This window comes from Arthrobacter sp. GMC3 (genome assembly GCF_002929305.1).
Taxonomy (GTDB): domain Bacteria; phylum Actinomycetota; class Actinomycetes; order Actinomycetales; family Micrococcaceae; genus Specibacter.
In genome coordinates, this window is sequence record NZ_PJIO01000009.1 from 140,511 (window position 1) to 153,017 (window position 12,507).

12 protein-coding genes and 3 tRNA genes are annotated in these 12,507 nt (G+C 59.5%); 3 read left to right on the forward strand and 12 right to left on the reverse strand.

Annotation, left to right across the window (positions count from 1 at the left end; genetic code table 11):
• Positions 1-90: 90 nt before the first annotated feature.
• The 3 genes from pyrH to rpsB form a co-directional block, all read right to left on the reverse strand.
• On the reverse strand, positions 91-852 hold the full coding sequence (gene pyrH, locus CXQ94_RS15275) for a UMP kinase (RefSeq protein ID WP_104091435.1): 762 nt from the start codon (positions 850-852) through the stop codon (positions 91-93).
• 214 nt (positions 853-1,066) lie between these two features.
• Entirely contained in the window at positions 1,067-1,894 is an 828-nt protein-coding gene (gene tsf, locus CXQ94_RS15280) for a translation elongation factor Ts (RefSeq protein ID WP_104091436.1), read from the reverse strand.
• A 155-nt stretch (positions 1,895-2,049) separates the two neighbouring features.
• Entirely contained in the window at positions 2,050-2,916 is an 867-nt protein-coding gene (gene rpsB, locus CXQ94_RS15285) for a 30S ribosomal protein S2 (RefSeq protein WP_104091437.1), read from the reverse strand.
• A gap of 343 nt (positions 2,917-3,259) precedes the next feature.
• Here rpsB and CXQ94_RS15290 point away from each other — a divergent pair, with 343 nt between their 5' ends.
• Entirely contained in the window at positions 3,260-3,886 is a 627-nt protein-coding gene (locus tag CXQ94_RS15290) for a M23 family metallopeptidase (RefSeq protein ID WP_258067111.1), read from the forward strand.
• A gap of 5 nt (positions 3,887-3,891) precedes the next feature.
• On the opposite strand, the gene CXQ94_RS15295 is transcribed toward CXQ94_RS15290, so the two are convergent.
• A complete protein-coding gene (locus CXQ94_RS15295; RefSeq protein WP_104091438.1) occupies positions 3,892-5,082 on the reverse strand; it encodes an acyl-CoA dehydrogenase family protein in 1,191 nt (396 codons plus the stop codon).
• A gap of 181 nt (positions 5,083-5,263) precedes the next feature.
• Here CXQ94_RS15295 and CXQ94_RS15300 point away from each other — a divergent pair, with 181 nt between their 5' ends.
• A complete protein-coding gene (locus CXQ94_RS15300; protein WP_104091439.1) occupies positions 5,264-6,001 on the forward strand; it encodes a potassium channel family protein in 738 nt (245 codons plus the stop codon).
• An 83-nt stretch (positions 6,002-6,084) separates the two neighbouring features.
• Here CXQ94_RS15300 and CXQ94_RS15305 read toward each other — a convergent pair.
• The 5 genes from CXQ94_RS15305 to CXQ94_RS15325 all read right to left on the reverse strand — a co-directional run bounded on the left by CXQ94_RS15305 (position 6,085) and on the right by CXQ94_RS15325 (position 10,017).
• Positions 6,085-6,158, reverse strand: a tRNA-Ile gene (locus tag CXQ94_RS15305).
• Between the two features lie 72 nt (positions 6,159-6,230).
• The gene (locus tag CXQ94_RS15310; protein ID WP_104091440.1) at positions 6,231-7,436 is read right to left on the reverse strand and encodes a glycosyltransferase; all 1,206 of its coding nucleotides are present in this window, start codon (positions 7,434-7,436) and stop codon (positions 6,231-6,233) included.
• A gap of 139 nt (positions 7,437-7,575) precedes the next feature.
• A complete protein-coding gene (locus tag CXQ94_RS15315; RefSeq protein ID WP_104091441.1) occupies positions 7,576-8,475 on the reverse strand; it encodes a DMT family transporter in 900 nt (299 codons plus the stop codon).
• Positions 8,472-9,074 (reverse strand): CDP-alcohol phosphatidyltransferase family protein, encoded by a 603-nt coding sequence (locus tag CXQ94_RS15320; protein WP_104091528.1) that lies wholly within the window; start codon positions 9,072-9,074, stop codon positions 8,472-8,474. Before CXQ94_RS15320 ends, CXQ94_RS15315 begins: the two co-directional genes overlap by 4 nt.
• 103 nt (positions 9,075-9,177) lie before the next feature.
• Positions 9,178-10,017, reverse strand: a complete 840-nt coding sequence (locus CXQ94_RS15325) for a phage holin family protein (RefSeq protein WP_104091529.1) — start codon at positions 10,015-10,017, stop codon at positions 9,178-9,180.
• A 302-nt stretch (positions 10,018-10,319) separates the two neighbouring features.
• On the opposite strand from CXQ94_RS15325, the gene CXQ94_RS15330 reads away from it, so the two are divergent.
• Positions 10,320-11,540, forward strand: a complete 1,221-nt coding sequence (locus tag CXQ94_RS15330; protein WP_104091442.1) for a multidrug effflux MFS transporter — start codon at positions 10,320-10,322, stop codon at positions 11,538-11,540.
• A 141-nt stretch (positions 11,541-11,681) separates the two neighbouring features.
• Here CXQ94_RS15330 and CXQ94_RS15335 read toward each other — a convergent pair whose 3' ends face one another.
• The 3 genes from CXQ94_RS15335 to CXQ94_RS15345 all read right to left on the reverse strand — a co-directional run bounded on the left by CXQ94_RS15335 (position 11,682) and on the right by CXQ94_RS15345 (position 12,506).
• The gene (locus CXQ94_RS15335) at positions 11,682-12,125 is read right to left on the reverse strand and encodes a hypothetical protein (RefSeq protein ID WP_104091443.1); all 444 of its coding nucleotides are present in this window, start codon (positions 12,123-12,125) and stop codon (positions 11,682-11,684) included.
• Between the two features lie 86 nt (positions 12,126-12,211).
• Positions 12,212-12,284, reverse strand: a tRNA-Asn gene (locus CXQ94_RS15340).
• A gap of 146 nt (positions 12,285-12,430) precedes the next feature.
• A tRNA-Asn gene (locus CXQ94_RS15345) sits at positions 12,431-12,506 on the reverse strand.
• Position 12,507: the final 1 nt, after the last annotated feature.

Sequence of the window (12,507 nt, forward strand, 5' to 3'; positions counted from 1 at the left end):
ATCCACGGTCTATGCACGTGGCAAACCTGAGACCATCCTATCGTGGTCTGGCACCTTGACGGGGCCAGACCACACGGGAGGTTGGCGCAGTTACGGTGTGACCAGGGTGCCCAGTTCTTCACCAAGGATGGCGCGGGCCACGTTGCCTTCACCTTCCATGCCAAAGACCAGCATGGTGACGTTGTTGTCCCTGCATAGGCTGAACGCGGTCTGGTCCATGACACGGATGTCGCGGGCCATGGCCTCGTCGTAGCTGAGGTGGTCCAGCTTGACGGCTGTCGGGTCTTTCTTGGGGTCCGCGGTGTAGACACCGTCAACGCCGTTCTTGGCCATCAGCACGACGTCGGCATGGACTTCCAGCGCGCGCTGGGCAGCGACGGTGTCGGTGGAGAAGTAGGGCAGGCCGGCGCCGGCGCCAAAGATGACCACGCGGCTCTTTTCGAGGTGTCGGATGGCGCGCCGGGGAATGTAGGCCTCGGCAACCTGTCCCATGGTGATGGCGCTCTGCACACGGGTGTCGACGCCGGCCTGTTCCAGGAAGTCCTGGAGGGCCAGGCAGTTCATGACTGTGCCCAGCATGCCCATGTAGTCGGCGCGGGAGCGGTCCATGCCGGAGGCGGAGAGTTCTGCGCCGCGGAAGAAGTTGCCGCCGCCGACCACGATTGCCACCTCCACCTTGTCCACGGTGCTGGCGATCTGCTGGGCGATGCCCCGGATCGTGTCGGGGTCGACGCCGAGCTTGCCGGCACCGAAAACCTCGCCGGAGAGCTTGAGTAGGACGCGGCGGCGTTTGGTGGGTGCGCCGGTTGTTTCGGCGTTTTCCTGGGCAATCTCTGAGGTGTTCGTTGTCATGTCGCCTTCCATGGGGTCCGGCCACTTGCGTTGGCCAGTAATTCCCTCGATGCAGTTGTCTCGGTGCAGTGGTCACTGCTGTGCAGCGTTCGTGCCGGCCACGTGGACCGGTGATGAGAAGGTGCGTCTAAGATCATATCCGACCTTGGGCACAAAAAAGGGGCAGTCACTGTAAGTGGCTGCCCCTTCTTCATCACATTAGTGAGGTGTTGCTTTATGCTCCAACGCGGAAGCGTGCAAAGGCAACAGCCTTTACGCCGGCTTCGTCCAGGACGGAGCCAACGCTCTTCTTGGAGTCCTTGGCGAATGCCTGGTCAACCAGAACCATTTCCTTGAAGAAGCCGGTCAAACGGCCTTCAACGATCTTGGACATGGCTGCTTCGGGCTTGCCTTCGGCTGCTGCAGTTTCTGCGGCAATGCGGCGTTCGTTCTCAACGGTCTCGGCAGCGATTTCGTCGCGGCTCAGAACAGTCGGGGACATGGCGGCAATGTGCACGGCTACATCGTGTGCAACTTCCTGGTTGTCACCGTCAATTGCGAACAAAACGCCAACCTGGGCCGGGAGGTCCTTGGAGGTCTTGTGCAGGTAAGCGTCAACCGTGGCACCCTCAATGCGAGCGATGCGGCGGATTGCAACCTTTTCGCCCAAGAGCGCGCCGGCCTCGATGACCAGCTCGGAGAGCGGCTTGCCGTCGACGTCAACAGCCAGCAGGGTTTCGACGTCGGCAGCACCGGAGGACAGTGCGGTCGCGAGAACCTTGTTGGAGAAGTCGATGAACGGGGCAGCCTTGGCTACGAAGTCGGTCTCGCAGTTGATTTCAACCATGACACCAACGCCACCGTCAACAGCTGCGGCAACCAGGCCTTCAGCGGTGGAGCGGCCTTCGCGCTTGGTGGCGCCCTTCAGGCCCTTGATGCGGATGAGCTCCATGGCTTTGTCGGCGTCGCCGTTGGCCTCGTCGAGAGCCTTCTTGACGTCCATCATGCCAGCGCCTGTGCGCTCGCGCAGAGCCTTAATATCAGCAGCGGTGTAGTTCGCCATATGAACCCCTCAGTGTAGATTTTTCAGTATTTAAAACTATTACGGGAAAATCTGGCAGGACCGCTTTGCCTTGTGAGCGGTGCGATCCTGCCAGCTTGTATCCTCAAATATCAGCCGGTGAATTGATCCGTAGGCTGTAAAAGAATGGGTGAGAATTACTTCTCGGTTGCAGCTTCTGCAGCAGCTTCGGCCGGAGCCTCAACAACGGCTTCAACAACAACCTCGGCCGGAGCTTCAACAACAGCTTCAGCGGCGGCGGGAGCTTCGAGGAGCTCGCGCTCCCACGCAGCCAAGGGCTCGGCCGGAGCTTCGTCGTTGCCGGTTGCCTTGTTGTTGCGAGCGATCAAGCCTTCAGCAATGGCGTCAGCGATTACGCGGGTCAACAGTGCAACGGAGCGGATGGCGTCGTCGTTACCCGGGATCGGGAAGTCAACGTCATCGGGGTTGCAGTTGGTGTCCAAGATGGCAACAACGGGGATCTTGAGCTTGTGAGCCTCGTCGATGGCGAGGTGTTCCTTCGGGGTGTCAACGATCCAGAGCACGGACGGTGCCTTGGTCAGGTTGCGGATACCACCGAGGTTGGTCTGCAGCTTGGTCAGTTCACGCTTGAGGAGCAGGAGCTCCTTCTTGGTGTGACCGGAGGAAGCAACGTCCTCGAAGTTGATCTCTTCGAGTTCCTTCATGCGGGAGATACGCTTGGAAACCGTCTGGAAGTTGGTGAGCATACCGCCCAACCAGCGCTGGTTCACGTAGGGCATGCCAACGCGAGTAGCCTGCTCGGCAATTGCTTCCTGAGCCTGCTTCTTGGTACCGACGAAGAGTACGGTGCCGCCGTGTGCAACGGTGGCCTTTACGAACTCGTAGGCGCGGTCAATGAAAGACAGTGACTGCTGCAGGTCGATGATGTAGATGCCGTTGCGCTCCGTGAGGATGAATCGCTTCATCTTCGGGTTCCAACGACGGGTCTGGTGTCCAAAGTGGACGCCGCTGTCAAGCAGCTGGCGCATAGTTACGACGGGCATGCCGGCGCTCCTTCATGTAGTTTACGGTTCTTTAGCTTGAAACCTACGGCGAATAATCGCCAAGGTCCTGCTCCTGGCACCCATTGTGTTTCCCATAAACCGCTGTGAAGCGGACCGTATGGGCACAATCCATTGGCAGTTTCCGGATTGCTCCGGCTACTCGTCAGGGTGGGGTGCGCGTAGTCAGCATGCAAATAGCACACTGCTCTGTCCATGTTACTACAGTGGCCAGAGGGCGGCTAACCATAATTGGCCCCTCCACAGCGGCCCTACTCCCCCGGGCTGCGCACAATTTGCTGGGCATGGCCCTCCCGCCGCGGTCACCTCGGCGCATGCTGGGTTCATGAGCACAGTTCAGCGGCAAAGCAGGTGGCGTTTCCTGGCGGGAATCGCCTTGGCCGTGTGCGTGCTGCCGATGCCCGGCCCCACTGACAGCATGGCAGCGGGGTCACTTTCCAGCGTGGTTTCGGATACTGCTTCCGATACGTCTTCCGGCACGACGGCGGTACGTCCCCTCCCAGCCTCACTAGCCTGGGCGTGGCCGGTGGCCGGACCGTCCCCGGGAGGGCCACCCCGTGTGGTGCGTGCTTTCGACCCGCCAGCGAAGCCCTGGCTCAGCGGTCACCGGGGCGTGGACCTGCTAGCTCCCTTTGGTGCAACTATTCGGGCGCCAGCGGCTGGCGTCATCACTTTTGCCGGCACAGTGGTTGACAGACCCGTTCTAACAATTGCCACACCCGATGGTCTGCGGCTTAGTTTCGAGCCCGTAACCTCAACGTTGGCGGCGGGCGCCACCGTCACCAAGGGCCAGGAACTGGGATCGCTGGCGACCCCAACGCATTGCGACGCCGGTCCTCCGGGCCAGGAAAGCTGCCTACATTGGGGTGTGCGGCGCGGAGAGGATTACCTCAACCCCTTGCAGTTCGTCCTTGACCTGCGCCCGTCAGTGTTGCTGCCCCTCAGCGGCTGAGGTTGCTAGACGATCGCGGAGATGCCCGTGATGGCCCGGCCTGCGACGAGGGTATTGATCTCGTAGGTGCCTTCGTAGGAGTAGATGGCCTCGGCGTCGGCAAAGATCTTGGCCATCTCGTAGTCGGTGACAATGCCGTTGCCGCCAAAGATGCTTCTGCCCATAGCGACCGTTTCACGCATGCGGGCGGTGGTGAAGGCCTTGGCCAGGGCGGATTGTTCGTCCTTGGCAATGCCCTGGTCCTCTAGTTGGGCAAGACGGACCATCATGCCCATGGAGGCCACGGTGTTGCCGAGCATTTTGACGAGTTGGTCCTGGACCAGCTGGAAGGAGGCGATGGGCCGGCCGAATTGCTGGCGTTCCACAGCGTAGCGGCGGGCAACGTCAAAAGCGGCCATCTGCTGGCCCACGGCTTGCCAGGCTACGGCGAGCCGGGTGACCTTGAGGACCTTGTTGGTGTCGCGGAAACTGTTGCCGCCAGCGAGCTTGAACTCGTGGGGAACCACCACGTTCTCCAGCAGGATGTCGGCGTTCTGCACGGTGCGCAGGGAGATCTTGTTTTCAATCTTGGTGGCGCTGTATCCGGGCAGGGTGGTGTCGACAAGGAAGGCCTTGACCTGGTTATCGGCCACGTCTCGGGCGTAGATGACAACCCAGTCGGAGAATGTAGCGTTGCCGATCCAGCGCTTGGCGCCGTTGAGGATCCAGTTGTCGCCGTCGCGTACTGCTGTGGTGCGGGTGCCACCGGCAACATCGGAGCCGCCCAAGGGTTCGGTGAGCCCGAAGGCACCAATCTTCTTTAGGGAGTAGATGTCCGGCAGCCATGCCGCCTTCTGCTCCTCGGAGGCCAGGGCCTCAATGGAGCCGGTGAATAGACCATCGTGGACTCCCATAAACGTGGCAATCGAGGCATCGGCGCGCGTGAACTCCGCATGGCAGATACCTGCAAAAACATTGGAGTAGCCCTGGCGGTGGACGGGGCTGGCAATGTCCAGCTCGGCAAGCTTGGGGATCAAATCCATGGGGAACTCGCCACGGTTCCAGCAGTCCACGGCGATGGGCTTGACTTCCTTGGCCAGGAAATCGCGGATCACCTGCAGGCGTTCACGCTCGGCGTCGCTGAGCAGTTGCTCAAAGCCATAAAAGTCGCCGTCGGCGTAGGGCAGGTTGTTTAGGTCAATGTCAGCCTTGGACATGGTCATTCCTTTTTGCTTGATCTCATCGTTGAAAGTCAGCCGTTCGGCATCTCAACGAATATGTTACTCACGAGTAACATACCGCACCGGAGGTGACGTATGCAACATTTACGACTGGCGGCATTCACAGGGGGATGCTTCACTCGGCCAGAACCGGAGACCGCAACCCTAGAATTGCGCCATGACTCTAGAACGCTGGCAAAAGCTCTCCGAGTGGCCACTAATCATCATTTCGATCCTTTTTCTAGGGGCCTTCTCGCTACAAGTTTTGTCAACATCGGCGGCAGTGGCCACGACAGCGAGCAATTTCATCACTATCACTTGGGGCATTTTTGTCCTGGACTACGCATACTCCCTATTCCTGGCCCCCAATAGGAAAAAGTGGTTTGTTCGTCACTTGCACGAGTTGGCAATCGTAGTTCTGCCCATGCTGCGCCCGCTGCGATTGCTTCGCCTTGTGACACTTGTCAGCGTGCTACACCGCGTGGCCGGGAACGCCCTGCGAGGACGCGTTGTCACGTACGTCATCGGGGCGTCGTCGCTGCTCGTCTACATTGGGGCATTGGCCATGTACGACGCCGAGAGGAACGCACCGGGCGCGTCGATCACGACTTTCGCGGATGCCCTTTGGTGGTCAGTGGTAACCATTACCACTGTCGGCTACGGCGACTTCGCTCCCGTTACCGGCCTTGGCCGTGGCATCGCGGTGGGCCTGATGATTGGCGGAATAGCCTTGTTGGGCATTGTTACCGCAACGTTGGCCAGCTGGCTGGTCGAGAAGGTGTCGGCCACAGAATCGAGAGCTGAAGGTGCCACTGCGGAGCATGTGGAGCAGCTTCTGGCCGAAATCAGGGAACTTCGCCGCACGGTGGAGGCGGCGCAACTGGGGCGCACCACGGTGGAGGATACGTCGAGGTAGCAGTCTCCGAAAAGGCAAGATGGGACACAAAAAGCCGCAGGCCAGATTCCCTCGAAAGGGTCTCTGAGCTGCGGCTTTACACGTAGGGCCACTCGGACTTGAACCGAGGACCTTAGGATTATGAGTCCCGCGCTCTAACCAGCTGAGCTATGGCCCCGTGCGGAGTACTTCTGCACGGATGGAAACCACCTGCGCGAAAAGCACTCCTGCAATCGTAATGGATTCGCCCCTAAACTGCGTGATCCTCGTAGGTGCCGCCACGATAAATGTCTTCGAAAGTGTCCAGGGTCTTCTTCAGCCCATGGCGAGACACCATTTCATGGCCAGCCGCACCCATCGCGGCACGCTCCTCAGGGGACAGACGCATGATGGTGGTGATCTTGCTGGCCAGGTCGTCGCTGTTGTTCGGCTCAAACAAGTAGCCGTTGACGCCGTCCTCCACCAGATGGGGCAGCGCCATGGCGTTCGCCAGGATCACCGGAGTAGAGGCACTCATGGCCTCCAAGGTGACCAGGGACTGCAACTCGGCTGTGCCGGGCATGACGAACAGGTCAGCCTTCAGGTAGACGTTGCGCAACTCCTCGTCGCTGATCAACCCGGTAAAGGTTACCCGTGAGGACAGCCCCAGCTTCTCAGCCTGGGCTTTCAGGGCAGCCTTGACCTCGCCACCGCCCACCACAATCAGGTTCAGATTCAAATCCGCGGGCGCCTTGGCGATGGCGTCAATGAGCACGTCAATGTGCTTTTCCTCAGCCAACCGGCCTACAAAGGCAACCGTCGGATAGGGGTTCCGTTCAATGACCTCACCTTCGGCCAGTTCATAGTTACCCACCTCAATACCGTTGGACAACGGCAGCACCTTGCGCAGGAACGCATGCTGGTGCATGGCCTTGGCCGCCAACGGCGTAGGTGTGGTGACCACGTCGGCCTTGCTCATGACCTTGCCCATGTCACGCCATGACACCCTGCCCACAATGTTCTTGAACCACTGCGGGAACGGCAGGAACGGGTTCAGGTTCTCCGGCATGAAATGGTTGGTGGCCACGATGCGAATGCCGCGCTTCTGGGCCTCGGAAACTACCCGTCCACCAATCATGTAGTGGCTCTGCACGTGCACAACGTCGGGCTTGATCACATCAAAAAGGGCAATGATGTCGTTTTTGATCTCCCACCCCAGGCTGATCCGGAAGTACTCGTTGGTGGGAACCGAGCGCGAACGCAGGCGGTGCACCGTTGCCTCATCACGCTTTTCGGTGAACATGGGGCCGCTGTCCGCGCGGCACGCCATCACGTGGACGTCATGGCCGCGCGCGGTCATGCCCGTGGCCAACCTGTACGAGAACTGCGCCGCACCATTGACGTGCGGCGGGTAGGTGTCGGCGGCGATCAAGATCGTCAACGGCTTCTGCGGGCTCTCGCCGGGTGTGGATGTCACGGGATAAAACTCCTGGTGGATTGTGTGGCGCCCGGATCTGGCCGGCACCCAACGGAAGGCAACCGCAAAGGGTCACGACGCCGTCGTACTTCTGGTCAATGAGGCCCCGCTGTTGCAAGACCACTGCTGTACTACTTGACTACTTGCGCTGCTCCCGTTTCGCATCCTGGCGCCGCTTAACAACGTCGGGATGGTGCCGCGACAGCGCAACAACCCCCACGATAGCAAGCAAAGCGGCCCCAGCCATGGATATCGCGATCACCGGCGGCACATCGGGACGAAGCTCACCCAGGATCACAATGCCAATGGCGATACCAACCATCGGATCAATGACGGTCAGCCCGGCAATAACAAGATCCGGGGGCCCACTGGCGTACGCGCTTTGCACAAACCAGCTGCCCAGTCCCCCTGCTGCGGCAATGGCGATAATCGAGTACCACTGCACGTTCAGCAAAAACAGCCCGTTAGGGTCAAAGAGTTGTTTGGAAATGATGCGCGTCAAAACAGCAACAAATCCGAACAGGACACCGGCGCCGAGAATGTAGAAAAATGCTTTGAGCCTGTGCTTGAAAAGCACCAGTGACCCACCAAAAATGCCCAGGACGACGGCGAGCAGCAGCACCACCGTCAGCTCTTCCTGAACCGTGACGTGCGTGTTCTCGCGGACCACGTTGACGGCCAGCAAGACGAACAGCGCGCTTCCGGTGACACAGGCGCTGATGGCAACCACTGTGGCACGGTTGAGCCTGATGCCTTGGTCGCGGGAGTTCACAATGGTGGTGATCACCAGGGCGATGGCCCCGATGGGTTGGATGACCGTCAGGGTGCCCAGCGTCAGGGCAATTACGTTCAAGGCCATGCCCATGCCCAGCAGTACCAGGCCAAAAACCCATCGCGGATTCCCGAAGAGCCGCAGCAAACCGGACCCGCCCAGGGCCAAGCCACCAGTGTTGTTCTGGACGGCGCTGCCTTGGCGTTGCGCGCCAAAGGCAAGGAAGAACGCCCCAGCCACGGCACAGGCCACGGCAATACCCATCATTGTTGACCATCCTGGGGCAGGGGAAGCTGCGCTGCTGACGGGTGGTGAATGTCGCGGTGCTTGATTAGCAAGGCACGGAAATACTGGCTGAAGGCAATGACGTGCATGACCATCCCCGCCCCCAAGATCACCCACGCCGCAACGCTGGTGAGCTCCGAATCAAGTGCCTTCGCGAGCAGCAGCATGGGCGTACCGATCATCAGCGCAGCCGTACGCGTCTTGCCCAACATGGTGACTTTAAGACCGGCGTCGCCCCGGAAGAAGTACAAGGTGACGGCGAGCAGTACGACGTCGGGAATCAGCAGTAGGAGCAGCAGCCACAGCGGCAGGATATGGGCAATAACCATGGTGATCACCACAGCCACCAGGGCAACCCTGTCGGCCAACGGGTCCATCATGCGCCCCAGCTTTGAGGCCTGGTTAAGCTTGCGGGCAACGAACCCGTCAATCCAGTCGGTACAGCCCATCATGGCCAGGACAAACACGCCCCAACCGTATTGCTCCTTGGCTAGAACCAGCCACACAAACAGTGGCGTACCCAAGAATCGCACCACGGTGATGATGTTGGGGATAGTGACGATGGCGTTGGGATTGGCCATGGGTGCACTGGAACCGGCAGCCACCGTCTGTCACCTCTCCCTGAGGACTAGTAGTATCAACGCCGTTGCGCCTTTGGACCGCGCCTGCCGGGGCAGACGGGTATTACTTCTTGAACAACTTTCGCAGTAACAACACACAAGCTGTGGCCGACACGGCGAAAACGCTCAGTGGTTTCCATCGCGTTTTCACGATTTCAACCCCCTGGGCCAGGGCGCCTCCAGCCGTGGAGCTGACCGTTTCCTTCGCCCGAGTCTTGGCTTCGTCAATCAAGTACGCGGCCTGCTTCTTCACATCGGCTTGTTCAAGCAGTTCCTCGCGCAACGTCACCAGGTGCTCGCGGCGGGCGTTCGTGCGTGCAATGAGCTCATGCTCGTTGGCCTTGGGACCAAGCTCAGCCGCCTTGGCTTCACGCTCGGCTTTCGCCTTGGCGGCTGCGGCCTCGACTTCGGCTTTCTTAGCCTTCTTTTCTTCCTTACTCAGCTTCTTAGGAATGAGTGTGGAGGGGTCAAAGTCACGGCCTTCGCGGGCAATCCCGATGTCATGCCTGATCCCGCGCCAGGCATTTTCCGGCAGGAGCGGCAGCAATGACTTGAACTTCTTGTAAGTGACGAGCCCGCTGATGGCTATCAAGACCAGCAGCGCTGCGCTGACCACCAAGGCGGAGAGCCACAGGGGCATGACGGTGGCCAGCCCGGCAATGGCTGCCACCACCAAAGCGATGACCAACAGGGTCAGGAAAACCAGGGCCAGGGCGGCGTAGGTGGCTACACCGCCGAGGCGGCTCTTCTTGTGGTTCAGTTCGAGTTTGGCAAGCTCAATTTCATCCGTGACCTGGCGCGGCACAAGCCGGGCCGTCGTCTTGATCGCGGCGACTAGGGTTGAGCCCCCAGATGCCGGAATTTCCTCGGCCTCGACTTTTACGTCGTTCTGCGCACCTGCCATGGGATTGCCTCCATCATTTGCTTCCGCGGCCTTGGTGCCAGCTACGAAATCTTTGCGCGCGCGAATTACTTGCGACACTACCGTAAAGATAAAATTACCATTCAACCCCGCCGCGGATTCCCACGCCAGGGGAACGCGAATGGCGCCGTAAAACTTTTCCAACCCACTAGGGCAACTTTGTCCTCATCGAAACGTTCCAATTCCGGTGACGATACGCATAACATAAATAGCACAAGCGAACGCACCCATTTTTGCGGGCTTGGCACGGCATTACCTAACATCTCCCCAGCTAGGAACCCTTCTTGACCCCCATCACGCACCCCGGTGACAGCCTGTCCCGGCGGCAAAAACTCATTTACATCCTGGTCCTAGGCCTCTTGACCGCCCTTGGCCCCTTCACCATCGATTTGTATCTGCCGGCATTTCCGATCATCGGCAAGGAACTGGGCGTCAGTGCCACCGCGGTACAGCTGACACTGACCGCAACCACCATCGGCTTTGCCGCCGGACAGCTGATCGTGGGCCCGTTCAGTGACAAGTTTGGGCGCCGCATGCCGCTGATCCTGGCCACAGCCTTGCACGTGCTGGCCTCCATTGGAGCCGCCATGTCAACGGACATCACCATGCTGGGGATCTTCCGCGTCCTGCAGGGCATTGGTGCCGCCGGCGGTGGCGTGGTGGCCATGGCCATGATCCGTGACCTCTTCGGCGGCTACCAGCTGGTGCGAATGCTTTCACGCATGTCCCTAGTCAATGGCATGGCACCCATCCTCGCCCCGGTCATTGGGTCCCAGCTGCTGGGCATCATGGACTGGCCCGGTATCTTCTGGTTCCTGGCCGGCTATGGCGCACTGGTGGTCATCGCCGCTTTTGTCTTCATCATCGAAACCCTGCCACCGGAGAAGCGCAAGTCCGACGGCGTGAGCGTCACGGACCGCTACAAGGCCGTATTCAGTGACCGAATATTTGTCGGAACGCTATTTGTGGGAGGACTGAACTTCGCCGCCCTCTTCACCTACTTGTCGGCGTCGACCTTCCTGTTCCAAAACACCTACGGGTTCACCCCCCAGCAGTATGGCTTCCTCTTTGCCGTGAATTCCTTGGGCGTGGTGGCAGGTGTGCAGACTGCCGCCTACATCATGCGACACACGGGCCCGCAGTGGGTCATTGCCTGGGCCACAGTCGCCCAGGTGGGTGCGGCAATTCTCATGGTGGTCTTTGACCAGTTAGGCTTTGGCCTCTGGGGTGTCATGGTGCCGCTGTGGATCTTCATTTGCGCCACCGGCTTCATGTTCCCCTCCGTGCAGGTGATGGGCCTGGCCCGCAACGGCAAACAGGCGGGCACTGCAGCATCCCTCCTGGGCGCCGCAACCTTCGGCTTCGCCGGCCTGATCACCCCCGTGGTGGGCCTGGTGGGCGTGGCCACGGCAACACCCATGGCCATCATCATGGGCGGGTCCATCCTGCTGGCCATGGCGGCCCTGTGGTTCATTGTTCGCCCACGCATGGTGCCCACCATCTAGGACGCCACTGCATAGGCCCACACTTGCGCTTTTGATTGAGCTTGGACATAAAAGAATCCCCTGCACTCACAACGAGTGCAGGGGATTCTTTGACTCGATTTGAACCAGCAACTCCTCAGCTATTTGAGCGCCGTTAAGCTCTTAGCTAGGCCCGATGAGTCCGCTAACGATAACCCCGAGGGCTGCCAGTCCTGCCAACACCGCCCAATACTGCATGGGGATAAAGAACAAGGTGTGCGTGTTGAAGTAGCGGCCGCGAGCCTTCTCTGCTTCGTACTTCCATTGCTCTTCCGCGAGGGCGTGGGCTTCTTCGACCGATTGTGGCGCCGGCAGGCCTGGGAATTGGTAGGCGCCCACCTCGACGATCCGCCTTAGTTCCTGGGCTCGGTACCCCAGGGCAACGTCATAGGCGGCCTTCGGCCTAATCTGATTCAGCCAGCGTCCCATGTACCAGACCCCGACGGCCGCTGCAGCCAATCCAAAGCCGATCGCGATGGGGTTGCCGTGTGACAAACCGCCGGCTAATCCTCCCCCGAGACCACAAAACAATACGACCAAGATTCCCCACCCACGCCAAATAATCATTTCGATAGTCTAACTCGAAAGGATGGTCGCGGATGCAAAAAAATCCCCCGCACTCGTGACGAGTGCGGGGGATTTTTATTTGCAAGCTCCTCTGACTGGACTTGAACCAGTAACCCTTCGATTAACAGTCGAATGCTCTGCCAATTGAGCTACAGAGGAATGAAGCAGACAATAGATTAGCAGGCCATTTTCAGAAAAACAAAACGCTCAACTTACCTTTTATTTCTTCGTGCGCGAGGCCGTACGGAATTGGCATCCGTCAAACCGATGGCCCGAACCTGAGACAGGAACGGGCCATCGGGTGTTGGCTCCTCTGACTGGACTTGAACCAGTAACCCTTCGATTAACAGTCGAATGCTCTGCCAATTGAGCTACAGAGGAT

Coding starts and splice junctions, on each gene's coding strand:
- rpsB (WP_104091437.1), bottom strand. CDS start 2,916: ATGCCCGTCGTAACTATGCGCCAGCTGCTTGACAGCGGCGTCCACTTT.
- CXQ94_RS15300 (WP_104091439.1), top strand. CDS start 5,264: ATGACTCTAGAACGCTGGCAAAAGCTCTCCGAGTGGCCACTAATCATC.
- CXQ94_RS15315 (WP_104091441.1), bottom strand. CDS start 8,475: ATGATGGGTATTGCCGTGGCCTGTGCCGTGGCTGGGGCGTTCTTCCTT.
- pyrH (WP_104091435.1), bottom strand. CDS start 852: ATGACAACGAACACCTCAGAGATTGCCCAGGAAAACGCCGAAACAACC.
- CXQ94_RS15335 (WP_104091443.1), bottom strand. CDS start 12,125: ATGATTATTTGGCGTGGGTGGGGAATCTTGGTCGTATTGTTTTGTGGT.
- tsf (WP_104091436.1), bottom strand. CDS start 1,894: ATGGCGAACTACACCGCTGCTGATATTAAGGCTCTGCGCGAGCGCACA.
- CXQ94_RS15320 (WP_104091528.1), bottom strand. CDS start 9,074: ATGGCCAATCCCAACGCCATCGTCACTATCCCCAACATCATCACCGTG.
- CXQ94_RS15325 (WP_104091529.1), bottom strand. CDS start 10,017: ATGGCAGGTGCGCAGAACGACGTAAAAGTCGAGGCCGAGGAAATTCCG.
- CXQ94_RS15290 (WP_258067111.1), top strand. CDS start 3,260: ATGAGCACAGTTCAGCGGCAAAGCAGGTGGCGTTTCCTGGCGGGAATC.
- CXQ94_RS15295 (WP_104091438.1), bottom strand. CDS start 5,082: ATGTCCAAGGCTGACATTGACCTAAACAACCTGCCCTACGCCGACGGC.